The organism is Rugamonas aquatica (assembly GCF_009380215.1).
Lineage (GTDB): Bacteria > Pseudomonadota > Gammaproteobacteria > Burkholderiales > Burkholderiaceae_D > Rugamonas > Rugamonas aquatica_B.
Window position 1 is genome coordinate 182,998 of the sequence record NZ_WHUG01000001.1, and the last position, 23,119, is coordinate 206,116.

Annotated in this window: 17 protein-coding genes; 7 read left to right on the forward strand and 10 right to left on the reverse strand. The window is 65.4% G+C overall.

Features of this window, described 5'->3' with window-relative positions; all coding sequences use genetic code 11:
• The first annotated feature begins 14 nt into the window (after window positions 1-14).
• The 5 genes from GEV02_RS00865 (at window position 15) to GEV02_RS00885 (ending at window position 8,260) form a co-directional block, all read left to right on the forward strand.
• Window positions 15-860, forward strand: coding sequence for a tryptophan 2,3-dioxygenase (locus GEV02_RS00865; protein ID WP_235922567.1), 846 nt, complete (start codon window positions 15-17; stop codon window positions 858-860).
• Window positions 861-872: 12 nt separating this feature from the next.
• Window positions 873-2,279 carry an FAD-dependent oxidoreductase gene (locus GEV02_RS00870; protein WP_217433107.1) on the forward strand — a complete coding sequence of 469 codons (1,407 nt, stop codon included), beginning with the start codon at window positions 873-875 and terminating at the stop codon, window positions 2,277-2,279.
• A gap of 10 nt (window positions 2,280-2,289) precedes the next feature.
• Window positions 2,290-2,739, forward strand: a complete 450-nt coding sequence (locus tag GEV02_RS00875; RefSeq protein WP_152836073.1) for a GlcG/HbpS family heme-binding protein — start codon at window positions 2,290-2,292, stop codon at window positions 2,737-2,739.
• Window positions 2,740-2,901: 162 nt separating this feature from the next.
• Window positions 2,902-5,562, forward strand: a complete 2,661-nt coding sequence (locus GEV02_RS00880; protein WP_152836074.1) for a TonB-dependent receptor — start codon at window positions 2,902-2,904, stop codon at window positions 5,560-5,562.
• A 106-nt stretch (window positions 5,563-5,668) separates the two neighbouring features.
• The gene (locus tag GEV02_RS00885; RefSeq protein ID WP_152836075.1) at window positions 5,669-8,260 is read left to right on the forward strand and encodes a beta-mannosidase; all 2,592 of its coding nucleotides are present in this window, start codon (window positions 5,669-5,671) and stop codon (window positions 8,258-8,260) included.
• 293 nt (window positions 8,261-8,553) lie between these two features.
• Here the strand turns inward: GEV02_RS00885 and GEV02_RS00890 are convergent, their stop codons facing one another.
• The 5 genes from GEV02_RS00890 to GEV02_RS00910 form a co-directional block, all read right to left on the reverse strand.
• A complete protein-coding gene (locus tag GEV02_RS00890) occupies window positions 8,554-9,819 on the reverse strand; it encodes an MFS transporter (RefSeq protein WP_152836076.1) in 1,266 nt (421 codons plus the stop codon).
• 122 nt (window positions 9,820-9,941) lie between these two features.
• The gene (locus tag GEV02_RS00895) at window positions 9,942-12,404 is read right to left on the reverse strand and encodes a GH92 family glycosyl hydrolase (RefSeq protein WP_152836077.1); all 2,463 of its coding nucleotides are present in this window, start codon (window positions 12,402-12,404) and stop codon (window positions 9,942-9,944) included.
• A 134-nt stretch (window positions 12,405-12,538) separates the two neighbouring features.
• The gene (locus GEV02_RS00900) at window positions 12,539-14,584 is read right to left on the reverse strand and encodes a glycoside hydrolase family 97 protein (protein WP_152836078.1); all 2,046 of its coding nucleotides are present in this window, start codon (window positions 14,582-14,584) and stop codon (window positions 12,539-12,541) included.
• 74 nt (window positions 14,585-14,658) lie between these two features.
• Complete coding sequence (locus tag GEV02_RS00905; RefSeq protein ID WP_152836079.1) at window positions 14,659-15,570, reverse strand: carbohydrate kinase family protein; 912 nt, start codon at window positions 15,568-15,570, stop codon at window positions 14,659-14,661.
• Complete coding sequence (locus tag GEV02_RS00910; protein ID WP_152836080.1) at window positions 15,563-16,780, reverse strand: AGE family epimerase/isomerase; 1,218 nt, start codon at window positions 16,778-16,780, stop codon at window positions 15,563-15,565. The genes GEV02_RS00905 and GEV02_RS00910 overlap by 8 nt, the downstream gene beginning before the upstream one ends.
• A 444-nt stretch (window positions 16,781-17,224) precedes the next feature.
• On the opposite strand from GEV02_RS00910, the gene GEV02_RS00915 reads away from it, so the two are divergent.
• Complete coding sequence (locus tag GEV02_RS00915; protein ID WP_152836081.1) at window positions 17,225-18,535, forward strand: sugar MFS transporter; 1,311 nt, start codon at window positions 17,225-17,227, stop codon at window positions 18,533-18,535.
• Window positions 18,536-18,629: 94 nt separating this feature from the next.
• Here GEV02_RS00915 and GEV02_RS00920 read toward each other — a convergent pair whose 3' ends face one another.
• From GEV02_RS00920 to GEV02_RS00940, 5 genes are all read right to left on the reverse strand, one after another.
• The gene (locus GEV02_RS00920) at window positions 18,630-18,848 is read right to left on the reverse strand and encodes a hypothetical protein (protein ID WP_152800846.1); all 219 of its coding nucleotides are present in this window, start codon (window positions 18,846-18,848) and stop codon (window positions 18,630-18,632) included.
• A gap of 87 nt (window positions 18,849-18,935) precedes the next feature.
• Window positions 18,936-19,874 (reverse strand): PaaX family transcriptional regulator C-terminal domain-containing protein, encoded by a 939-nt coding sequence (locus GEV02_RS00925; RefSeq protein ID WP_152836082.1) that lies wholly within the window; start codon window positions 19,872-19,874, stop codon window positions 18,936-18,938.
• On the reverse strand, window positions 19,871-21,205 hold the full coding sequence (locus GEV02_RS00930; protein WP_152836083.1) for a permease: 1,335 nt from the start codon (window positions 21,203-21,205) through the stop codon (window positions 19,871-19,873). The genes GEV02_RS00925 and GEV02_RS00930 overlap by 4 nt, the downstream gene beginning before the upstream one ends.
• On the reverse strand, window positions 21,202-21,462 hold the full coding sequence (locus GEV02_RS00935) for a DUF2249 domain-containing protein (protein ID WP_152836084.1): 261 nt from the start codon (window positions 21,460-21,462) through the stop codon (window positions 21,202-21,204). The genes GEV02_RS00930 and GEV02_RS00935 overlap by 4 nt, the downstream gene beginning before the upstream one ends.
• Window positions 21,459-21,920, reverse strand: coding sequence for a hemerythrin domain-containing protein (locus tag GEV02_RS00940; protein ID WP_152836085.1), 462 nt, complete (start codon window positions 21,918-21,920; stop codon window positions 21,459-21,461). The genes GEV02_RS00935 and GEV02_RS00940 overlap by 4 nt, the downstream gene beginning before the upstream one ends.
• A 150-nt stretch (window positions 21,921-22,070) precedes the next feature.
• Between GEV02_RS00940 and ubiU the strand changes: the two genes are divergently transcribed.
• Window positions 22,071-23,108: a ubiquinone anaerobic biosynthesis protein UbiU gene (ubiU, locus tag GEV02_RS00945; RefSeq protein ID WP_152800856.1), complete on the forward strand. Its 1,038-nt coding sequence runs from the start codon at window positions 22,071-22,073 to the stop codon at window positions 23,106-23,108.
• Window positions 23,109-23,119 lie beyond the last annotated feature (11 nt).

Genomic DNA, 23,119 nt, shown 5'->3' on the forward strand with positions numbered 1-23,119 from the left:
CCATGAGGTCCACCATGCAAGAATGTCCTTTCGCGCATCGACCCGCAGCCGATGCGACCAGCCCCCCGGCTCCCGCCATGCAGTACGGCGACTACCTGAAGTTGCGGACGATTTTGGGCGGACAGGAACCACTGTCGCCGGTGTCCGACGAAATGCTGTTCATCATCCAGCACCAGAGTGCGGAATTGTGGATGAAACTACTGTTGCACGAACTGACCCAGGCCAGCCAGCTGATACGCGCGCGCCGCCTGTCCAAAGCCAGCCGGCTGCTGGCGCGCAGCCGGCGCATCCTCGACCACATGGTCAATGCCTGGGGCGTGCTGGCGACGCTGGAACCGCTGGAGTTCCTGGCGATGCGGCCGTACCTCGGTTCGTCGTCGGGCTACCAGTCCTGCCAGTTCAGGGAACTCGAATTCCTGCTCGGGAATAAGAATCGCGGCCAGATGGAAAGCCACGCGCATTGCCCGGCGTCGTTGCAGGTCTTGCGGCAGCGCCTGGCGGCGCCGTCGATCTACGACGAAGTGGTGCGGCTGCTGGCCGCGCGCGGCTTCGACATCGACCCGGCGCGGCTGCTGTCCGTGGCGGACCAGCAGGCGACCCGGCCCGATGAAACGGTCGAGGCCGCTTGGATGACGATTTACCGCGCACCCGAGGAGTATGCGGACCTGCACGACCTGGGCGAACAGCTGGTCGACTTCGAGGACAGCTTCCGCCAGTGGCGCTTCCGGCACATGACCACGGTGGACCGCATCATCGGCCGCCGTGGCGGCACCGGCGGCAGCTCCGGCGTGCCTTACCTGGCCAAGACCCTGGACTTCGTGCTCTTTCCCGAGCTATGGCGCATACGCAGCACCCTTTGAGGAGAACGCATCATGCAAGGCGATTTTAGCGATATGGCGGGCGAATGCGCGCGCCGTGTCCCGGTGACGATAGCCGGCGCCGGCTTGGCCGGCAGCCTGCTGGCCTGTCTGCTGGCGCAGCGCGGCTATGCGGTGCAGGTGCTGGAGCGGCGGGGCGATCCGCGCCGCAGCGCCGGCACTGCGGGCCGCTCGATCAACCTGGCGCTGGCGGAGCGCGGCCGGTACGCGCTGCGTCAGGCCGGGCTTGAGGAACAAGTAATGGAGATCGCGCTGCCGATGCGCGGCCGGCAGGTGCACCCGCTCGGACGGCCGAGCGAGTTCCACGCCTATGGTTTGTCCGACAGCGAGGCGATCTGGTCGCTGCAGCGCGCGCGCTTGAATGGCCTGCTGCTGGACGCGGCGGAGCGGGCCGGCGCGCAGCTGCGCTTTGACGCGGCCGTGGCCGACATCGATTTCGCATCACGCCGCATCACGCTGGAGCAGGGCGGCGAAGCGCTGGACTATGAACTGCTGGTGGGCGCGGACGGCGCCGATTCGGCGGTGCGCAAGGCGCTGGGCAGGCAGGTCGATCTGGGACAGGCGTGCCAGTACCAGGAGCATGGCTACAAGGAGCTTGAGATCCCGGCGGCGGAGGCGGGCGGATTCCGCCTGAACAGCGATGCGCTGCACATCTGGCCGCGTGGCGGGCATATGTGCATCGCGCTGCCGAATATCGATGGCAGTTTCACGGCGACGCTGTTCCTGCATCTGCAAAGCGACCAACCCGATACGCCGAACTTCGCCGCGCTGGGCAAGGCCGCCGACGCGCAGCGCTGGTTCGCGGAGGCGTTTCCCGAGCTGTACGCGCTGATGCCCAATTTTGCCAACGACTACGACACGCATCCGGTCGGCATGCTGGGAACCTTGTCGCTGAAACAGTGGCACGCGCATGGCAATGTCGTGCTGCTGGGCGATGCGGCGCACCCGATGGTGCCGTTCCACGGCCAGGGCATGAATTGCGCGCTGGAGGATGCGGTGGCGCTGACGCGTCATCTGGTACAGGGCGCATCGCTGCCCGACGCGCTGGCCGCCTACCAGGCCGAGTGCCAGCCGAACGCCGGCGCGATCCAGGCGATGGCGCTGGAGAACTACACGGAGATGAGCCAGCGCGTCAGCAGCGCGGAGTTCGCGCTGGAGCGGCAATTATCGAGCTGGCTGGAGCAGCGCTATCCCGAGCGCTTTGTGTCGCGCTACCGCATGGTGACGTTCAGCCGCATGCCTTACCTGATCGCCTTCGAGCGCGGCAAGCTTCAGTCCGATCTGCTGCGGCAGGCGACGCAGGGGCGGCGCAGTTTCGAAGAGATCGACCTGACCTGGGTCGCCGAGCATTTGCGCGAACGGATCCCGCAAATGCCGGCGGCGTTCAACCCCACAGCATAGGAAGCAGCAGATGAGCAAGACTTTGAGTTATGGTCAACCGGTCACGCTGGCCGCCGCGAAGCACATCGCGGCGGCGGCGGAGAGCGTGGCCCACGAACGCGGTTTGAAACTGGTGGTGACGGTGCTGGACAGTGCCGCGCAGATCGTGCTGGTGCACAGGATGGAGCATGCCAACTACGGCAGCGTGGCGTTTGCCTTCGAGAAGGCCAGGACGGCGGTCAACTTCAAGCGGCCGTCCAAGTTTTTCGAGGACATGATCGCCGACGGCGGCAGCGGCTTGCGGATGCTGGGCAACGCCCACGTCAGCCCGCTGGAGGGCGGGGTGCCCATCGTGGTGGGCGACGCGGTGCTGGGCAGTATCGGCGTTTCCGGCGCCACCTCGGCCGAGGACGGCGAGCTGGCCAATCTGGCGCTGGGCGCCTTCCTGGCGTGGGCCAAGGAGAGGGAGGGCAACAAATAGCGGTGTTTATCGCCGTGTTTACTAAAGCCGCCTAAACGTGGCCTTGTTTTGGTGCTTTCTGAAAAACTGATTTTTCCCGATGGTATAAATGCACTGCCAAAAAACGCAGCAACATCGTTTTGGAGGCAGAAAAATATAAGCAGAATACCAAAGGGAGATCACATGCAAGAGCAGCACATTTATCCTGGCTGTCGGCCGCACAGTACCCGGCTGACCGCCATCGCCTTCGCCGTTGCCACGCTGGCATTGGGCGCGACAGCTCATGCGCAGGAGCAGGCCGCAGCGCCGGCGATGCAGAGCGTCACGGTCGCGGGCATCCGCGCGTCGATGGCGGAATCGTTGAACCAGAAACGCCGCGCCGATTCCTTCGTCGAGGTGATTACCTCCGAAGACATCGGCAAGATGCCGGACAAGAACGTCGCCGATTCGCTGCAGCGCGTGGCCGGCGTGTCGGTGGCGACCGCCGGCGGCACCGAGGGCGGCTTCGGCGAGAACGACCGCGTCAGCCTGCGCGCGACGCCGTCCAATATGACCTTGACGACCTTGAACGGCCATACCGTTTCGTCGGGCGACTGGTTCAACCAGAACATCAACAGCGGCGGGCGCAGCGTCAGCTACTCGCTGTTCCCGGCCGAGATGATAGGCCAGGTGGTGGTGCACAAGAGCTCGCAGGCCGACCTGATCGAAGGCGGCGCGGCCGGCACGGTCGATATCGAAACCCGCAAGCCGCTGAGCTTCAAGCAGAAGCTCACCGCCATCGGCACGGCCGAAGCCGTCTACGGCACGGGCGCCGGGAAGTTCGATCCGCAGGTGAGCGCCCTGGTCAACTGGAAGAACGACAGCAACACCGTCGGCATCCTGGCGCAAGCCTTCGAGCAGAAGCAATCGCTGCGCCGCTTCGGTCAGGAGTTCCTGTGGTGGGACAAGGTCGAGAATATCGATTCGGCCGCCTTGCTGGCCGCCCATCCCGACCTGCGCGGCAAATACCTGTCGCTGCTGACCGGCTCGGCCCTGTTCCAGCAGAAACGCGAGCGCCAGGGCGGCAGCCTGGATGTGCAGGTCAAGGTGTCGCAGGACTTTGGCTTCGACATTTCGGGCTTCTACTCGCGCATGAATGCGCGCAATTCCAACGCCAACTACATGCACGCGCCGGTCGATACCATCGGCGGCGGGGCGCTGCCGTCGGCCTACACGATCAGCGGCGACACCGTTACCTCGATCACCTTCCCGGCCGTGTGCTCGGCGCAGAACTGTTCGAAAGCGGTGTCGTCGGCGCAGCACATCATTGCGCGTCCGTCGTCGTATAGCGATTCCGGCTATGTCAACCTGGACTGGAACTATCGCGCCAGCGATGCGCTCAGCTTCAAGGGCAAGTTCGGCAAGACCGAGGGCACGGGCTTCTCGCCGGATATCGCCTATGCCGCCAACCAGGCGTATTCGGGCAGCGGCTACACGCTGCACGGCATCGACGCGCCGGCCTCGATCTGGGTCGACAACGCCAAGACCTACACGCCACGCACGGTGGAGCCGGTCGGCGGCTGGGCCTTCGAAACCAGCGCCACCGACAAGGAAACCTATGGCCAGGTGGACGGCAGTTATGTCACGCCGTGGACCACGCTGCCCAATCTGCGCTTCGGCGTGCGCGCGGCCGACCACAACCGCATCCACGAAGGCCGCTCGGGCGATGTGTCCGACGCCGGCAAGACGGTGGCCAACAATCCGGGCGGCCTGACCAGCTACCCATCCAGCCCGCTCTCCAATGTGCTCGATGGTCCGTGGACGTTCGCGCCCGATGCGGTGGCGGCATGGGGCGACAAATATGTCACCTACCGCAAGACCTACAACGGCCAGTTCGTCATCAGCGAGAAATCCAAGGCCGCGTATCTGATGGGCGACCTGAATTTCGAGAGCGTGCAGGGCAATGTCGGCGTGCGCTATGTCCGCACCGATGTCGAGGTGGCCAACCGTTCGCCGGAAGCCGTGTGGGATCCGGTTCGTACCAACAACCGCTACGGCAACTTCCTGCCGAGCCTGAATCTGCGGCGCGAGCTGGGGCCGGACCTGACCTTGCGCGCCTCGGCCAGCCGCACGCTGGCGCGTCCCGACATCGGCACGCTGGGCAATATCGATCTGAACGATCTGACGCTGAACGGCAGCGGCGGCAACCCGAACCTCAAGCCCATCATGTCGAACAACTTCGACCTGGGCTTGGAGTGGTACTTCAAGCCGCGTTCGATGGTGTCGGTGGGACTGTACAAGATGCAGATCGGTTCCTACATCACCTTCGGTTCGTCGCGTGAGCAGTTCTTCAACCGCCGCCAGAACAAGATCACGACCTATGCGATGACGTCGGCGCTGAACACCAAGGCGGAAGTGCAGGGCCTGGAGCTGCAATACATCCATGACCTGGGCAACGGCTTCGGTTTCAACACCAACTACAGCTATGCCGACGGCAAGGAAACCGGCCGCGCGCCGACTTCCGCCTGCGCCGAGCATAACAACTGCGACATGGTCGGCACTTCGCGCAATTCGGCCAACGGCGGTGTGTTCTTCGAGAACGCCAAGTTCAGTGCGCGTATCAACTACAGCTACCGTTCGACTTACTTGAACGGGTTGGACCGCCGTAGCGCGATCTATCAGGGCGGCGTCGGCAACCTGTCGGCATCGCTGCAATATGCGATCACCGAGAACCTGAGCCTGTCGTTCGAGGGCAAGAACCTGAACGATCCTATGCTCGTATCGTGGTCCGGCAGCAAGGACCGTCCGAGCGCTTTCTACAAGAACGGCCGCCAGTTCTTCCTCGGACTGCGCGCCAAGATGTGATGCACGTTAGCTGGTGCTGACCAGAAGATCTGAACCCCTCGCCGGGTTCAGGTCTTTTTTGCCTTGGGCCCATAATCCCGTAATACTGAATGAAAATTCCGCAACCATGACTTCTATTGTTTCCCTGTGCTCCCACGCCGACGGCATGCTGGCGCGTGACTGGCAGTTCCGCCTGCTGCCTTCCGATCCCCAGGCCGCAGGCCGTGCCGCGCTCACCCAATGGCATGCGGCCAGTGTGCCCGGCCATGTGCACACCGATCTGCTGGCCTTGAAGCTGATCGCCGATCCCTACCAGGAGCATGAGGAAGCGGGGTTGCAATGGATAGGCAACGCGGGCTGGGAATATCGTTTGCGCTTCGACGTGGATGCGGCGACGCTGACGCATGGGCGCCAGCATCTGGTGCTGGATGGCGTCGATACCTTTGCCGATATCTGGCTTAATGGCGTCAAGCTGCGGTCGACGGCCAATGCCTTCCGCAGCTGGCGCCTGAATGTGCGCGGCATGTTGAAGGCCTGCGGCAATGAGCTGCTGGTGCAGCTGCATTCGCCTATCGGCCGCATGCTGCCGGCGGTGCAGGCGATGCCGCACAAGTTGCAGGGCAATTATCCGTCGCCGTACGGCGATGAACCGCGCGATGCGATGACGGCCAACTTCGTGCGCAAGCCCGGCTATCACTATGGCTGGGACTGGGGGCCGCGCTTTGTTACGGCGGGCATCTGGCGTGCGGTGAGGCTGGAGACGGGTGATGTGGCGCGTCTGGCCGAGTTGCATGTGCAGCAGCTGGAGGTGAACGCGGAGCTGGCGCGCTTGAATGTGCAGTGCTCGCTGCGGCTGGACCGGGCCGCGCCGCTGAAGCTGCAACTGACGCTGATCGACCCGGACGGGCAGCAGGTGCGCAGCATCACGCGCTTGCTGGCGATGCAGGCGGGGATGCAGCGGGAGCAGTTCGCGGTGCAGGTCGATCGTCCGCGCCGCTGGTTCCCCAATGGTTATGGCGAGGCTGCGCTTTACACGCTGGTGGTGCAGATCAGCGATGCGAATGGCGTGGTGCTGGAGCAGCGTCGCCGTGTAGGCTTGCGCAGCGTGGAGTTGCGCAGGGCGAGAGACCAGTGGGGGCGGCAGTTCCATTTTGTCGTCAACGGGATTTCGGTGTTCGCCAAGGGCGCCAATGTGATTCCTTTCGATATGTTCCCCAACCGTGTGAGTTCGGCGGCGATGCGCGGGATATTGAAGTCGGCGCAGAAGGCCAACATGAATATGCTGCGTAACTGGGGCGGCGGCTATTACGAGTGCGATGAGTTCTACGATATCGCCGACGAGCTTGGCCTGATGGTTTGGCAGGACTTCATGTTCGGAGGCGGCGTGGTGCCTGCCTACGATGCGCGCTTCCGCAACAATGTGCTGTTCGAGGCTGTGCAGCAGGTGCGCCGCTTGCGCGACCACGCTTGCGTCGTGCTCTGGTGCGGCAATAACGAGGAGGAGACGGCGTGGAAGGATTGGGGCATCGGCGCCAAGCTGAAGGCCGAGGCGCCGGAGTTTGCCGCCACTGTCTGGGACGGCTATGTGCAGTTGTTCGGCACGCTGCTGCGCAAGGTTGTGGCCAAAAATGGCGGCGGCATGGGGTATTTGTCTAGCTCGCCTAGCAATGATCTGGATGGGCCAGCCAATGATTCCAACAATGGCGACAAGCACTACTGGGATGTGTGGGCGGGCTCGAAGCCGGTGGAGGAGTATCAGCGGGAGACGCCGCGCTTCATGTCGGAGTTCGGCTTGCAGGCTTGGCCGGTGGCGGCCACCATCGATAGTGTGATTGCACGCAAGCATCAGCAGATCGATTCGACGGAAGTGCGGGCGCATCAGAAGTTTCTGGCGGGGGCAGGCAATGACAGGATCTTGCATTACATCCGCGCCAATTATCGCGAGCCGGCCGGCTTTGCCGATTTTGTCTACCTGAGTCAGGTGATGCAGGCGGAGGGGATTGAGCTGGCTAGTTTGCATCATCGCGCCAGCATGCCGCGTACGATGGGCTCGCTTTATTGGCAGCTCAATGATGTGTGGCCGGGAGCTTCGTGGGCCAGCGTCGATTATTACGGACGTTGGAAGGCGCTGCAATTCCATACGCGCAGGTTCTTTGCGCCGGTAATCGTCGCCGCCAGCCGCGACGGGGGCGTTACCCGTGCGACGCTGGTGTCGGACAGCCAGCAGACGCAGATCGGCGAGCTGCGCATGCGGGTGATGGACATGCATGGCCGTTGCCTGCGCGAGGAATCCGAGCAGCACGTGATGCGGCCCGTTGCGGTGGTGCAGGTGGCGAGCTACTGCGACGATTATCTTCTGGGGCAGTTGGATCCGCGCCGTCATGTGGCGGTGTTCGAGTTGACTCTTGGCGGCCAGGTGGTGTCGCGCAGCGTGGTCTACTTCGTGGCGGCCAAGGAGTTGGACTTGCCGGATCCGGGCCTGCATGCCGAGTTGAGCGAGCAGGGCGACCATGTGCGGCTCGAACTGTCGTGCAAGGCGCTGGCGCGTGCGGTGTGGGTGGAGTTCGAGGGTCTGGACGTGGAACTATCGGACAACGCGCTGACCTTGCTGCCGGGCGAGCAGCGCGTGCTGCGCGTCAGCGGCGCGGGCGGCGCCGGCGCCAGCATCGCCGATCTGCGCCGCTGCCTGAAGCTGCGCCACCTGGGCGCTGCAGTCTGATGGTTCGGGAATGGCAGGATATGTATGGGGGTTCGCAAAAATCGGGGTTTTACTAACCGCTGCTAACCTACTCTAAGGCGTACTACCGGGTGCTAACGCTTACTAAAATTTCCGTACCGATCGCTAATCGATACTAAAAATTTTTGACCTCTATTCGTTAGCATCGGTTAGCAGCAGTTAGTACCCGATTAGTGCGGACTCGGATGAAATATCGATGGTTATCATGAGGTAGTAGTGGTTAGCGCGTTTTAGTAAAACCCGAAAAAAAGCGAACCACCCCCTGTATCCTCCGGTCATTCCTTCGGGCGGACGCCCGGCAGCGGGATGCGGCGTACCAGCAGCATCGCGGGCACGGCGCTGAGCAGCACCCACAGGAAGAAATGCTGGTAGCCCAGCGCCGCCTGGATGTCGCCGCTGACCACTTTGAAGATGACGAAGCCCAGCTGCATGATGCCCGACGCCAGCGCGTAGTGCGCGGCGCTGTATTTCCCCACCGATAGCACCTGGATGATGAACAGGATCAGGCCGACGAAGCCGAAGCCGTAGCCGAACATCTCCACGCTTACCGCCGCCGTGATGACCCACAAATCGCTCGGCATTTGCGTGCTCAGGAAGTAGAACACCAGATTGGGCAGGTTCACCGCCAGCACCAGCCAGATCAGCGCCCGGCGCAGGCCCAGCCACGCGGCGAAGTAGCCGCCGCCCAGGCTGCCCAGGATGAAGGTCAGCGTCCCTGCCGTGCCATAGACCGAACCGATCTGCCCCGTACTCAAGCCCAGCCCGCCCAACTCCCGCGCCTCGCGCAGGAACAGCGGCGCGATGGTCTGCACCTGCGCCTCGCCCGCGCGGAACAAGATGATGAACACCACGCACAGCCAGATGTCCGGCTTGTGGAAGAAATCGCGGAACACATCGCGCAGCGTCTCGCCCGCGCTCATCTCCGACTTGGCGGGCGCGGCCGTGTGCGGGATCGCCACCGTATGGTAGGCGCCGATCGCCAGCATGATGGCCGCCAGCAGCAGGAAGATGATGGACCACGCCACCCGCACCGTGAACCGGTTCTCCAGATAACCAGCCAGTATCACCAGCCCGCCGAGCGAGATGAACTTGCCCGCGTTGAAGAACGCACCGCACCAGCCCGCGTAACGGGCTTGCTGGTGCTCGTTCAGGTGCATGATGTAGAGCCCGTCGGCGGCGATGTCGTGGGTGGCCGCCGACAGCGAAGCCAGCATGAACACCGCGATGCAGGCGGCAAAGTAGCCGGGCAGCTGCAAGGCCAGCGCGACCAGCCCGAAAGCGCAGCCGGTGATCCACTGGCAGACGATGACCGTGCTTTTCTTGTTCGATGTCAGCTCCAGCAGCGGGCTCCACAACGGCTTGATGACCCAGGCCAGGCCGAGGAAACCGGTCCAGTGCGTGATCTGCTCGTTCGCTATGTGCAGGCTCTTGAACATCAGGCTGGCGACCAGGGCGACCGCGTAGAACGGCAATCCCTCGGCCAGATACAGGCTGGTGATCCAGCGCAGCGGATGGCGCATGTTGTCGGTGTGGTGATCCATCGTCGGTCTTTCCGGAAAAGCGCGGCGTACGGGCGTGACGCGGCCGGCCCGTGTGGCTACGGGCCGGTGCTGCGGACGGTGAGGGAATTCCCGGCGCTGGCCGGGATGAGGCTGGAAGACGCTTACGGCGCCGGGCTGGCGCCCGGTTCAGGCGGCACGCTGGCGGGGCTGCTGCCCCAGTGTGCCGCAGCCGGGTCGGTGGACAGTTGCATGCGCAGTTGGCCGCCGCGTTGCAGTTGTTCCCAATCCAGCCAGACCTTGTCGTGCGGACGGGCGTTCCAGCTCAGCTGCGTGACGAAGGAGGGCTGCGCCGCCGGAGACAGGGCCGACGTGGTGGCTGGCAAGCCATCCTTCTCGATGCTCAGCTGCTTGCCGTTGCCCAGGTCGACCTGCGCCTTGGCGAACTTCGGCTCGTGCAGCAGGAAGCGGCCGCTGCCCGGCGTGGACGGGTAGATGCCCAACGCGCTGAACACATACCAGGCCGACATGGTGCCCAGATCGTCGTTGCCGGTGACGCCGTTGGGCGCGTTGCTGAACAGGGTCTCGGCGGCGCGCAGCACGGTCGTGGTCTTCCACGGTTGGCCGATCAGCGTGTACATCCACGGCGCGTGCAGGTCAGGCTCGTTGTTCGGATTGTAGTGGTACTGGTTGTAGTAGTTGTACGCGCCCATCACCCATTCCTTGCGCACCGCCTGGAAGGGATCGGCGCGCAGCGCGTCGTAGGCGAAGAAGGCGTCAAGCCGGCGCGCGGTCTGCTCGCGTCCGCCCATCGCCTTGACCATGCCGCCCACGTCCTGCTGCACCAGCCATTGATACTGCCATGCCGTGCCTTCGTGGAAGCCGTGCTCGGCGCGTGGCGTGTAGCTGCCGTCGATTTCGGTGTACCACTGGCCGTCGCTGGTCTTGGCGCGTGGGAAGCCCTGGAATCCCAGCGCCTTGTCCTGCGCGCTGGTGTCCCACACATTGCGCCAGTTGCCGGCGCGCTTGCGCAGCAGCGCCGCGTCATCCTTCTTGCCCAGCGCCTCGGCCATGAAGGCCAGCGCGCCGTCGGCCTGCGCGTATTCCATCGTGGCCGAACCGCCGTGGTGTGGATCGACATCCATGCCCTTGGCGCGGAACGACAGGTCGTACTGCACGTAGCCCTTGGACAGGTAGCTCGGATTGCCGGCGCGGCCTTCGTTGCGGCTGCCGAACGGCGGCACGCCGAAGGCGTTTTCACGCAGCGCCGCGTAGGCTTGCTGCTCGCGGCCCTTCAGCGCGCCGTAGCGCCACAGGTCGACCAGGAAAGGCGTGACCGGGTCGCCCGTCATCACGTTCGATTCGAAATTGGCGTAGCCCCAGCGCGGCAGCCAGCCACCCTGGTCGCGGATCTTCAGCACGGAATCGGCGATGTCGCGTGCGCGCTCGGGACGCAGCAGGGCGATCAGCTGGTTCTGTGCGCGGTAGGTGTCCCACAGCGAGAAGAATTCGTAGTAGGTGGACTTGCCGGACGAATGAATGCGGTCGTCGTAGCCGCGATAGCGGCCGTCGCTGTCGTTACCGGTCAGCGGTTGCAGCAGCGAGTGGTACAGCGCGGTGTAGAACACGGTGCGCTGGTTCTGGTCCGCGCCTTCGATGTTGACCGACTTGAGTTCCTGCTGCCACGCCTGCTGCGCCTGCTCGCGCATCTGGTCGAAGCTGCGCGGCGCGCCCTGGGCGTAAGCGTCGGCGCGCAGGTTGCGGCGGGCGCCATCGGCGTCCACGTGCGAGATGGCGCTGATCGCCGTCACGGCCTTGCCGTCCTTGACGTCGAAGGTGAACCAGGCGCCGTGCGGGCGGCTGTCGCCTTGCTGGCTCAGCAGCTTGGAGCCGGGCAGGCCGCCGTTTTCATTCCATACGCCGTGGGCGCTGAACGGGCGGTCGAATTCCATGCGGAACCAGGTGGCGTACTGGGCGCCGCCGCAGAAGCTGCGGGTGACGATCTTGCCTTCGATGCTGTGGTCGTCGACCACGCGCAGGCTGCTGCCGACCACCGAGTGGCGTTCGTTGGCCTGGCCCAGGTTGACCAGCACATGGCCCTGCGCGGTGCCCGGCGCGAAGGTGTAGCGTTCGGCGGCGGCGCGGGTCAGCGCGGTGGTCTCGGCGACGATGCCGCCGTAGCTGGTCAGCTTGACCTTGAAGTAGCCGGCTTCGCCGACTTCGCCGTCATGGGTGTAGTCGGCGGCGTATTTCTTGTGGTCGAAGCTGCCGGGTTTGCTGGTGTCGAAGTTGCCGCCGGGGCCGATGCTGCCGGTGACGGGCAGCACGGACAGCTGGCCGCCTTGCTCCCAGCAGCCGGCGCCGGACAGGAAGAAGTGGCCGAAGCCGCGTATCTTGGGATCGGTGTAGTGCCAGCCGGCGTAGTGCTCGCCGATGGGGCTGACTTGCAGCATGCCGAACGGCGCCGATGCGCCGGGGAAGGTGTTGCCGTCGTCCTGGGTGCCGATGAAGGTGTTGACCGGCGCGGCCGACGCGACAGGCGCGGCGGCCTGGCTGATGCAGGCGGTGCCGAGCAGGGCGCCTGTCAGCAGCGGCAGCAGGGATTTGGACGGTGGGAAGATGTGCATTACGGTTTCCTCAGTGTGCGGGTGTCAAATTGCATATGCTTGAATGTATAGCATCGGCAAAAAACGGGGTCAACGCGGGCGGAAAAACGGCGGGCAGTTTAACGGCTTTTAGTAAACACGGCCCGCCGTGGCGCTTACTTGTCGAGCGCCTTGAAGCGCACGGCCGCGCCGCCGCCGGGCGCCAGCCACAGCGCCAGCATGTCTTCGCGGCCCACTTCGCGGGTTTCGATGACGATGTCGTAAGGGTTGGTATCCCAGTGGGCCTTGGCGCCGTCGCGGTAGATCTGCGCCTGGTAGCGCTTGGACGGCGCCAGGAAGTCCAGCTTGAGGTTGAGCGTGCGCGCAGTCTCGTTGCTGAGCGCGCCGAGGAACCAGTCGTTGCCGCCGCGCTGCTGGCGCGCCATGGCGACGTACTGGCCCACCTCGCCGGCGATGGCGCGGCTCTGCTCCCAGTCGGTCGGCACGTCGACGATGAACTGGAAGGCGTCGCGCCGCGCCTCGTAGTTTTCCGGCAGGTCGGCCGCCATGTGGATGGGGCTGTACAGCACCACGTACAGCGACAGTTCCTTGGCCAGCGTCGAGCGCACGCGGTTCTCGGAGGTCTCGCCGTTGGGCTTCAGGTTGAAGATGCCCGGCGTGTAGTCGAACGGCCCGGACAGCATGCGCGTGAACGGCAGGATGGCGGTGTGTTCGGGCGGGTTCGGCGGGAAGCCCCAGGCGTTGTATTCCTGGCCGCGCGCGCCTTCGCGGGTGATCCAGTTCGGATAGGTGCGGCGCAGGCCGGTGTCCTTGATCGGCTCGTGGGTGTCGATGCTGATGTGGCGCTTGGCCGCCTGCTCGACCGAGCGCAGGTATTCGCCGGCCATGTACTGGCCGTCGTGCCATTCGTAGCGTACGCGGCCCTGCTCGTCGATGCGCTTGATCTTGGCGTTGTCGGCCACGTAGCCGGTCTTCACCTGCGTTACGCCGTTGTCGCGGTAGTAGTCGTAGGCGGCGTCCATCTGGCTGGCGTAGTGGCTGACCGCGCCCGAGGTTTCGTGGTGGCCGATCAGCTGTACGCCGGTCTTTTTGCCGTAGGCGGCGATGGCTTTCATGTCGAAGTCGGGATAGGGCTGGGTGAACTTGAACAGGTCGCCGTTGTCGGGCCATTCGCCGTCCCAGCCCACGTTCCACCCCTCGACCAGCACGCCGGCGAAGCCGTACTTGGCGGCGAAGTCCATATAGCGCTTGGTTTCGGCGGTGGTGGCGCCGTGCTTGTCGCCGGACGACCAGGTCTTTTGCCACAGGTGCATGGCCCACCAGATGCCGACGTATTTGCCCGGCTTGACCCAGGAGACGTCGCCCAGTTTGTTCGGTTCGTTCAGGTTCAGGATCAGGTCGGAGTTTAGCAGCGACGGCGCGTCCGGGGCGATCTGCACGGTGCGCCACGGCGATTTGAAATCGGTGCGGGTCTTGACTTTGATGCCGTCATACCACGGCGTCAGGTCGGCCTTGAAAACGCCGTCGCGCTGTTGCGCCAGCGTCATGGACGCGTAGTCGGTCAGCGCCGCTTCGTGGATGCTCAGGTGCACGCCCGAGGCCAGGCGCATGGTGAACGGCGTTTCGACGTGGACCGCTTCGCGCAGCGAGGTGTTGCGGTACAGGTATTCCAGGCTGCGCCAGGCGCGGGCCGGGATCCACCAGGCGCGCGTGGCGTCGACCTCGGGCAGCACGAACTCGCTGGACTCGTCGACGATCTCGACCTGGTCCATGCCGGGCTGCTTGGGCACCTCGTAGCGGAAGCCGATGCCGTCGTCGAAGACGCGGAAGCGTACCGTGAAGCGGCCGGTGGCGCTACTGCCAGCGTTGCCGCTGCCGCCGAAGTCCACGCGCAGCTCGTTGTGCTTGTCGCGCACCAGCTTGCGTTCACCCCAGGGCTGGGTCCATTGCGTGTCGGCCGAGGCGGGCGCGCTGGCGACGATGCGGTAGCCGTCGCCGAACGCGGCCTGGTCCTTGAACACCAGGCCCAGGCGCGAGTTGGCGATGACTTCCTTGCCACGGTAGCTGACCTTGTAGCTGGGATGGGCGCGGTTGTCGCTGACGGTGACGACGACGGCGCCGTCGGGGGATTGCACGCTCAGGTCGGCGGCGCCGGCAAGCGGCGCTATCAGGGCGAGCAGCAGAACGGTACGGGTATGCATGGAGGCGGCTCCAGGTGATCGGTAGTGAAAAGGGCCGCGCCGGGCAGGCGTGGCCTGGTGCTTACAGCGCTTGCCTACAGCAGTTGCCGGATCGCGGCCAGCGACGGCGGGGTGGCGCCGTGGCCCTGGCAGGCGGCCGCGCCGGCGGCGACCGCGAAGCGCAGGTGTTCCTCGGGCGTGTCCAGCGGCTTGCGCATCAGACTGTACAGCAAACCGGCGATGCTGGCGTCACCGGCGCCGACGGTGTCGGCTACCATGACCGGCACGGCCGGCGCGCTCCAGCGCTGGGCGCCGATGTGCAGCTCGGCGCCAGCCTCGCCCCGGGTGTAGAGGCAGATCGCTTCGGGATTCCAGCTGCGCAGCGTGGCCAGCGCGGCGTCGACATCAAAGGTGCGGAACAGGCCGGCCAAATCTTCGTCGGACACCTTGATGACGTCGGCCATCCCGGCCATGCGGCGTAGCGTGGCGTCATAGCCGGCGTCCATCAGCTTGCGGAAGTTGGGGTCGTAGCTGATGCGTACCCCGGCGTCCTTGAGCGTCTGCGCCTGCGCCACCAGCTTGCCGGCCAGCGGTTCGCGGGCCAGGCTGATGCCGCCGAAATGCACCCAGCGCGCCTGGCCCATCCAGCCGGCCGGCAGCTGCGCCGGATCGAAGTGCAGGTCGGCGCTGTCGCTGCCGATGAAGAAGTAGCTGGGCGGCGAGCGCCGGTGCACCACCGCCAGCAGCGGCGCCTTGGGCAGGCGCTGGAGGAAGCGCAGGTCCAGCCGCGCTGCCGTGCTGGCCTGCCACAGCGCCTCGCCGAAGACGTCGGTGCTGATGGCGCCGGCGAAGGCGGTCGGCACGTCCAGGCCGGCCATCACGCGCGCTACGTTCCAGCCGGAGCCGCCGACCTGGCTGGTCCAATGCTGGCCGCCGTCCTCGTCGACGATCATGTCGGTGAGCGCCTCGCCGGCCACGACAAAGCTCGGCAGTGCGACATCAACCATGCTCGTTGCCCAATACGTTCAGCACTTCGTAGCAGGCGCCCATGGTGTGGTAGTCGGTCTTGCCGGCCGGGCTCTTGTAGATGCAGATCTTGCTGTTGTCGGCCGCCAGGATGCGGTACCAGGCGCCGTGCTTGTGGTCGACGAAGTGCTGCCAGCTGTAGTCCCACAGGCGCTGGTACCAGTCCCAGTAGACGGCGTCGCCGCTGCGGTGCGCCAGCAGGGCGGCGGCGGCCAGCGATTCGGCCTGCACCCAGAAATACTTGTCGCCGTCGCAGATGGAGCCGTCCGGCGCGAAGCCGTAGTACAGGCCGCCGTGCTCGGCGTCCCAGGCGCTGCCGACGGCGGCGTCGAACAGCGCGCGGGCCCGTTCCAGCAGCCATTCCGGCTGGCGCGCCAGGTGGGCCTGGTGGCGTTCCAGGATCAGCAGCAGCTTGCACCATTCGGTCAGGTGGCCGGGCTGGTAGCCCCACGGACGGAAGATGTTGTTGCGGTTGTCCTTGTTGTAGTCGGCGTCGACCGACCAGTCGGCGCGGTAGTGTTCCCAGATCAGGCCGCCGGACAGGGCCGCCTGGCGCACCGTGATGTTGTGCGCCAGCGTCTCGGCGCGCAGCAGGTAGGGGCGGTGGCCGGTGGCCTCGAAGGCGGCGATCAGCGCCTCGCAGGCGTGCATATTGGCGTTCTGGCCGCGATACGGCGCCAGTTCCGACCAGTCGCCGCTGGCTTCGTCGGCGTACAGGCCGTGGCCTTCGTCCCAGAAGCGCTGCTCCATCAGCGCGAAGGTTTCGGCGATGTAGTCGTTGGCCTCGCTGACGCCGGCCATGCTGGCGTGGGCGTAGGCCAGCAGCACGAAGGCCAGGCCGTAGCAGTGGTTGGTGGCGTCGGTGATCAGCTTGTCGGTGCCGTTCCAGCACAGTTCCCAGGCGTAGCCGCCGGTCTGCGGGTTGCGGTGCACGTCGCGCAGGAAGGCGATGCCGTGGCGCACGCGCTGCTGGTATTCCGGCAGGCCGAAGTGGCGATAGGCCATCGCATGGTTGAAGATGAAGCGCGTGCTGCTGACCAGATGGCGGGTGTGGCGGTCGTAGACCGTGCCGTCGTCCTGGTAGAAGTGATAGAAGCCGCCGCTCGGGTCGACGCAGCGGGGATCGTAGAAGGCCATCGTGTGGCGCACATGCGCCAGCAGTACATCGCGGGAGAGGAAATTCGGGGCCATTATCGCTTGTGGTTAGTTTGCGGGAAGGGTTCTAGTGAACTGTAACGAATGAAACGGTAGTGCCTGCCACGCGGATCGCCGCGCATGGCGGCGTTGCAAATGCTCGCAATAGCTCGCTATTGCTGTGCTTTGCGCCTTGCCCTGCACGCCGCCCGCGCGTCCTGCACTACCGTTTCATCCGTTACAGTCCACTGGTAGACCGTGGCGCGATTTAATCACAGCGAAAAACGCCGCAGAGAGGGAATCTTTCGCGGACGGCTCAGTTTATCGCGTTTCACTAAACACGCTGCTGTTCGCCCCGCGCGCGAGGCCGCGCTTGTTTAGTGAATCTCGCGAAACTGGCGCTCCCGCCGAGGCAGTGTTTGACCTGGCCGCGGCGGCCATGGAAAATTCGTGGCGCCGGCTGGACAGGCGACAGAACAACAAGACCACGGAGATCGAAACATGGAACATATTTCAGGAATGGGCGTCGCCCAGCGCGGCGACACGCAAGGCGGCAGCAACACCGCGCCCTTGATGATCGTGACACTGCTGTTTTTCCTGTGGGGGCTGCTGACGTCGCTAAACGACGTGCTGATTCCCCACCTCAAGGCGGTGTATTCGCTGAACTATGTGCAGGCGATGCTGGTGCAGTTCTGCTTCTTCGGCGCGTATTTCATCGTCTCGCTGCCGGCCGGCATGCTGATTAAACGGCTGGGCTACCAGAACGGCGCGGTGGCCGGTTTAGTGATCGCCGCCGCCGGCTGCGCGCTGTTCTACCCGGCTTCGACGGGCGGCTACGGCATGTTCCTGTTCGCCTTCTTCGTGCTCGCGGCCGGCATCACGGTGTTGCAGGTGGCGGCCAATCCCTACGTGACGGTGCTGGGCGATCCGGCCACGGCGTCGAGCCGTTTGAGCCTGACGCAGGCGTTCAATTCGCTCGGCACGGCCATCGCGCCCACGCTGGGCGGCTTGCTGATCTTGTCGGGCGGCGTGCTGACCGAGGTGCAGTTCGCGCAACTGCCTAGCGTTGAGCAAGTGGCTTACCAGGCCCAGCAGGCCGGCTCGGTGCGCGGCCCGTATCTGGCGCTGTGCGCGGCCTTGCTGATGCTGGCGGTGCTGTTCGCGCTGGTGCGTTTGCCGAAGATCGCCTATGCCGACACCGCCGCGCAGGATGACGCGCCGGGTGCGCCGTTGAAGGCGTCGCTGTTCTCGTATCGCCATCTGGTGCTTGGCGCGATCGGTATCTTCGTCTATGTCGGCGCCGAGGTGAGCATTGGCAGCTTCCTGATCAACTTCCTCGGCGAGGCCGATGTGGCCGGCCTGGCGCCGAGCGCGGCCGCGCACTACGTCAGCTACTACTGGGGTGGCGCCATGGTGGGCCGCTTTATCGGCTTCGCCGTGATGCGCTACATCAGCCCGGGCAAGACCTTGGCTTTCAATGCGGCTGTTTCCATCGCGCTGATCTTGCTGGCTATCCTGAGCAAGGGGCACGTGGCGATGTGGGCCATTATCGCGGTGGGCGTGTTCAATTCGGTCATGTTCCCGACCATCTTCAGCATGGCGCTTAACGGCCTGGGCCGGTTCACCGGACAGGGTTCGGGCGTGCTGTGCATGGCTATCGTGGGCGGCGCCATCGTGCCGTTCGTGCAGGGTTATGTGGCCGATGTGGCTGGGCTGTACACCTCGTTCCTGGTGCCGGCCGTGTGTTACTGCTACATCGTGTACTTTGGCGTCAAGTACGCCGCCATGTACCGCAACGCGCCGGCCGCCTAAGATTCCGTCATTCCCGCGCAGGCGGGAATCCATACGGCCTCGGCGAGCATGCGGCGTATGGGTTCCCGCTTTCGCGGGAACGACGGTTGCCGGTTCAGCGTTTCCTTGCCGGCATCGCCGCGCCGGCCAGCGGAGCGGGTACGCCTGCCGCGCCGAACAGCGCTTCGACCATCGGATCGCGGCGCACCGTCAGCTTGCTGGCGCGCAGCGGGTAACAGGTGTCGTCGATCAGGCGGTGGACACGGCTGCCTTCGCGGCTGATCGTGATGCTCAAGGTAGGACCGTTGTAAAAGTCCTCTGCCATAGACTCCATGCTTTTTCTCCTGGAATGGATGTGGGTATTGTGGCCGGACGCCGGCCGGCGGCGCAATCGGCAATAAGGACTAGGCGCGGCCCCGCCTTATGCCGCCACCAGACTGTCCGATGTGAGTAGCGCGCGCCGCAGCCGGGGCGCGGCGGCTGTGGGCTGGCCCGCTGCCGCCACGGCCGCCGTCACCGTCTGGATATGGCGCCGGGCCTGGCTCGCGCAGCCGCAGTACAGCGCGGTGTAGGTCTGGTAGGCCGCCATCGCTTGCCAGGTAGCCGGCAGAAATTCCTGCGGCAACAGCGGATCGCTGCGGCGGCAGTGCTGGTAGCCGTGGCTGACCAGCAGCCGTATCAAGAAAGCCTGCTCATCGCTGATCGCCCCATGCTGCGCCAGTAGCTTGGACAAGGGCTGGAAGCGTTGCTGGAACTGTCGGTACAACTCATCGGCCGCCTCCAGATCGCAATCGCTGCGGCCGAACAGCGGCTGGCGCATTGCCGCCGCCAGTTGCGCGCCGCCGACATCGAACAATGCCAGACCATGCTCTTCCGATGCCGGCATGTCGCGTTCGACACCGGCCCTGGCCCGGTAAGCCGTCGGCCGAGCCAGCAGGTTGGGCGCGAGCTGGCAGTAGTCCAGCGTCAGCAGACGCTTGCGCACCGCGCCGTAGCGCGCCGCGCTGATGCCGCCGCTGTTGACCAGGATGGTCCAATCCTCGCCGAAGCTGCGGGCCGGCGGTATGTCCAGCCGCTGGCGCGCAGCCGCGACGGCCGCCGCCGTGGCCGGAGCCAGCCTGCACAGGCTGCGCCTGCCGTGCCGCTCGACCCGCACCGCCTGGTGCGCGGCCAGCCGGAACAGGGCGGTGCGTATCGCCCGCTCCTGGAAGCCCAGCGGCTCCATCAACGCGATGGCGCTGCCCAGCCATTGGCTTTTTTGCCCGAACAACTGGGCTTCGCTGAACATCAGGATCAGCATGGTGTTCAGGCGTGGCCTGGCTTGTTGCAGGCAGGCGTCGAGATAACTGGTGGTGCTCATGTTGTTGCGCTTACAGAAAAGGATGGAGCGGGCGCAGCGCGCAGCCGCCAGTACAGGCGGGCCGCGCCGGCCAGGTTGAACCACAGCCACAGGCAGGACGCGCACATCAGCGCCGCCGCCGGCCGCGCCAGCGTGTCGGGCTGCCAGCAGGCGGCCGCCAGCAATAGCAGGGCCAGCACATGCGTCCAGAATTGGCGTTGCGCGCGGTGCTCGGGAATGATCTTGGTAATGCTGGGCAGCTTGCAGCGCGGGTCCGGCGCCGCCTCGCGCAGGTGGTACCAGGCCAGGAAGGGCACGATCTTGTACAACATGCCCTGCACGGCGGACTGCGCGAAACCGGCCACCAGCAGCACGCCCACCAACAGGGGCCGCACATTGGAAGCCTGGCTATCCGGCCACAGCCACACGGCCAGCGCGGCCAGCAGGCTGGCCATGGCGGTGCGCCAGTACAGCGTGGTGGGATCGGCCTTGGGGCGCTTGCGGCGTGCCAGCAGATACAGCGTGCATCCGCCGAACAGGCCGTAGCCCGTCGCCAGCAGCACCTGGCTGGCCAGATGGAATAGTTGCCCCGGCCCGGCCAGCCCGCTCGACAGCGATACCGCCGTCAGCAGCAGGAACAGCGCCGTGGTGTAGCCGCCGGTGAGCAGCGCCGGGTAGGATGGTGTGACCATGAACATCGGCACCACTTGGAAGGCGATCGCGATCACCAGCAGGCCGACCCAGCCCTGCAAGCCCCACATGGCGTGCAGGTCGGTCAGGCGTTCCAGCGGCCAGTTGGCCGCGCCGGGCCAGGCGAAGGCGCCGGCCAGCATGCCGCCCAACACCATCGTCACCACCAGCGCCGCCAGCGCCAGCCGGATGCCGGCCATCACCGCGCCGGCGCCGGGTGCATGCGGACGCCACATGCCGACCGTGCACGCGCCCAGGAACAGCAGCAGCGCGCCCAGCAGCGCCGCCATCGCGCAGCGGAACAGCAGCGGCTGTTCAAGCCAGAAGGCGGCCGCCAGCAGCAGCGTGCCCGCGCACAGGCCCGCGTGCACGAGCGCGCCCACGGTGCGCGAGCGCGGCACGGCGATGCCGCCGACCACCGGCAGCATCTGCAACAGCGCGCCCACCATCGTCATGCTGAGGCAGCCGAGCACCATCAGGTGCGTCAGTGCCAGCGTTTGCGGCGACCAGCGGCTCAGCAGCGCCGCCGGGCCTTGCCACGCCAGCAGCGCGGCCGCCAGCGCCGCGAACAGCGGGGCGCTGAGGAAGTAGCGCATCGGCAGCGACAGCGGCGGATTGTGTTCGAACGACAGCGAGCGCTGCGGAGCGTCGGCGGCTTTCATGCGGAGGCGGCGTCCGGCACCAGCCAGATCAGCACTTCATAGCGCTGGTCGGCCTGCGGCGTGGTGCGGTGCTGGTAGCCGTAGCGTTGCAGCACGCGGTAGAGCGGGATCGGATCGCGGTCGATCAGCACGCGCAGGCGCTCGTCCGGACCCAGTGTGTCGATCGCTTCGAGGATGCGTACCATCGGCTCGGGCGGCTCCATGCCGCCCACGTCCAGCAGGCGCGTACTGCCCATATGTCCGGCAGGCGCGTTCATGCGGGGCTCCCGGCTTCGGCCAGGGCCAGGCCTTCCATGCTGGCGACGATGGCCTCGGCCTGGCCTTCCAGCACGCGGTCGGCGTGCGGATACAGGATGCCTTCCTCCTTCAGGTTGTGCTGGCGCATCAGCACGCGCAGCGTGTCGGCGTGGTCGAAGAAGGCGTCGCTGTCGCGGCGCATGATGGCCGCGCGCATGTGGGACAGCTCGGTGCGAAGGTGGCCGTGCTCGGCGCGCATGACGGCGGTGGGGCCGTAGGCATTGCCCATGGCGCGGTCCAGGCAGGGGAACAGGATGCGCTCTTCCTTGTCCAGGTGGCGCTCGAACATCCGCAGGAACAGCGTGAAGCGGGGCGCGGCGGAGGTCCAGTCGCGGCGGGCGATATCGGCCTCGGCCAAGGTGTACTGATCGTCGCAGCGGCGATGATCCTGATCGAGATAGTGGGCGATCGTATGCATGCTGTTGTCCTTCGTTATGTGCTGGTAGGCATTGTCCCACCCGCTGAAGCGGAATTTCTTTGATTCACATCAAGGATTTCCGGGTTGACGGCGGGATACAGTTCGTTCGCCGTTTGGCCATGATTTTTTTACCCGTGCCTCAACCCCCACATGAATCGAACCGACTCTCCCGTATCCACTCCCACGCGGCCCATTGAGCTGGTGTGTCCCGCCGGCAGCCTGCCGGCGTTGAAGGCCGCCGTCGATCTCGGCGCCGATTGCGTCTACCTGGGCTTCCGCGACGCCACCAATGCGCGCAATTTCGCCGGCCTCAACTTCGACGATGCCGCCATCGCGGCCGGCATCGCCTACGCCCACGAGCGCGGCCGCAAAGTGCTGCTGGCCCTGAATACCTATCCGCAACCCGACACCAGCGCGCTGTGGCGCAGCGCCATCGACCGCGCCGCCGCGGCCGGTGTCGATGCCGTCATCCTGGCCGATCCCGGCTTGATGCAATATGCGTGCGACCATCATCCGTCGCTGCGCCTGCACCTGTCGGTGCAAGGCTCGGCCACCAACGCCGAGGCGATCAACTTTTACCAGCGCCACTTCGGCATCGCCCGCGCCGTGCTGCCACGGGTGCTGTCGCTGGCGCAGGTCGAGCATGTCGTGAAGAACACCGATGTCGAGATCGAAGTGTTCGGCTTCGGCAGCCTGTGCGTGATGGTCGAGGGCCGCTGCGCGCTGTCGTCCTACGTGACCGGCGAATCGCCCAATACCCACGGCGTATGCTCGCCGGCCAAGGCGGTGCGCTGGCAGCAGAACGCCAACGGCCTGGAGTCGCGCCTGAACGGCGTGATGATCGACCGCTACACGCCGCAGGAAAACGCCAGCTATCCGACGCTGTGCAAGGGCCGCTTCGAAGTCGAGGATGAAACCTATTACGCGGTCGAGGAGCCGACCAGCTTGAACACCTTGGAACTGCTGCCGCAGCTGCTGGAGATGGGCGTGCGGGCGGTCAAGATCGAAGGACGGCAGCGCAGTCCGGCCTATGTGTCGCAGGTGACGCGGGTCTGGCGCGAGGCGCTCGACCAGTGCATGGGCAACGCCGCGCGCTACTCGGTCAAGCCGGGCTGGATGTCCGAACTGAACACCCTGGCGGAGGGGCAGCAGCACACGCTGGGCGCCTATCACCGCTCGTGGAAATGAAACCTGGAGTC

Excerpts from the sequence above, each read along its gene's own strand:
- GEV02_RS00865 (WP_235922567.1), top strand. The coding sequence starts at position 15 with ATGCAAGAATGTCCTTTCGCGCATCGACCCGCAGCCGATGCGACCAGC.
- GEV02_RS00870 (WP_217433107.1), top strand. The coding sequence starts at position 873 with ATGCAAGGCGATTTTAGCGATATGGCGGGCGAATGCGCGCGCCGTGTC.
- GEV02_RS00875 (WP_152836073.1), top strand. The coding sequence starts at position 2,290 with ATGAGCAAGACTTTGAGTTATGGTCAACCGGTCACGCTGGCCGCCGCG.
- GEV02_RS00880 (WP_152836074.1), top strand. The coding sequence starts at position 2,902 with ATGCAAGAGCAGCACATTTATCCTGGCTGTCGGCCGCACAGTACCCGG.
- GEV02_RS00885 (WP_152836075.1), top strand. The coding sequence starts at position 5,669 with ATGACTTCTATTGTTTCCCTGTGCTCCCACGCCGACGGCATGCTGGCG.
- GEV02_RS00890 (WP_152836076.1), bottom strand. The coding sequence starts at position 9,819 with ATGGATCACCACACCGACAACATGCGCCATCCGCTGCGCTGGATCACC.
- GEV02_RS00895 (WP_152836077.1), bottom strand. The coding sequence starts at position 12,404 with ATGCACATCTTCCCACCGTCCAAATCCCTGCTGCCGCTGCTGACAGGC.
- GEV02_RS00900 (WP_152836078.1), bottom strand. The coding sequence starts at position 14,584 with ATGCATACCCGTACCGTTCTGCTGCTCGCCCTGATAGCGCCGCTTGCC.
- GEV02_RS00905 (WP_152836079.1), bottom strand. The coding sequence starts at position 15,570 with ATGGTTGATGTCGCACTGCCGAGCTTTGTCGTGGCCGGCGAGGCGCTC.
- GEV02_RS00910 (WP_152836080.1), bottom strand. The coding sequence starts at position 16,780 with ATGGCCCCGAATTTCCTCTCCCGCGATGTACTGCTGGCGCATGTGCGC.
- GEV02_RS00915 (WP_152836081.1), top strand. The coding sequence starts at position 17,225 with ATGGAACATATTTCAGGAATGGGCGTCGCCCAGCGCGGCGACACGCAA.
- GEV02_RS00920 (WP_152800846.1), bottom strand. The coding sequence starts at position 18,848 with ATGGAGTCTATGGCAGAGGACTTTTACAACGGTCCTACCTTGAGCATC.
- GEV02_RS00925 (WP_152836082.1), bottom strand. The coding sequence starts at position 19,874 with ATGAGCACCACCAGTTATCTCGACGCCTGCCTGCAACAAGCCAGGCCA.
- GEV02_RS00930 (WP_152836083.1), bottom strand. The coding sequence starts at position 21,205 with ATGAAAGCCGCCGACGCTCCGCAGCGCTCGCTGTCGTTCGAACACAAT.
- GEV02_RS00935 (WP_152836084.1), bottom strand. The coding sequence starts at position 21,462 with ATGAACGCGCCTGCCGGACATATGGGCAGTACGCGCCTGCTGGACGTG.
- GEV02_RS00940 (WP_152836085.1), bottom strand. The coding sequence starts at position 21,920 with ATGCATACGATCGCCCACTATCTCGATCAGGATCATCGCCGCTGCGAC.
- ubiU (WP_152800856.1), top strand. The coding sequence starts at position 22,071 with ATGAATCGAACCGACTCTCCCGTATCCACTCCCACGCGGCCCATTGAG.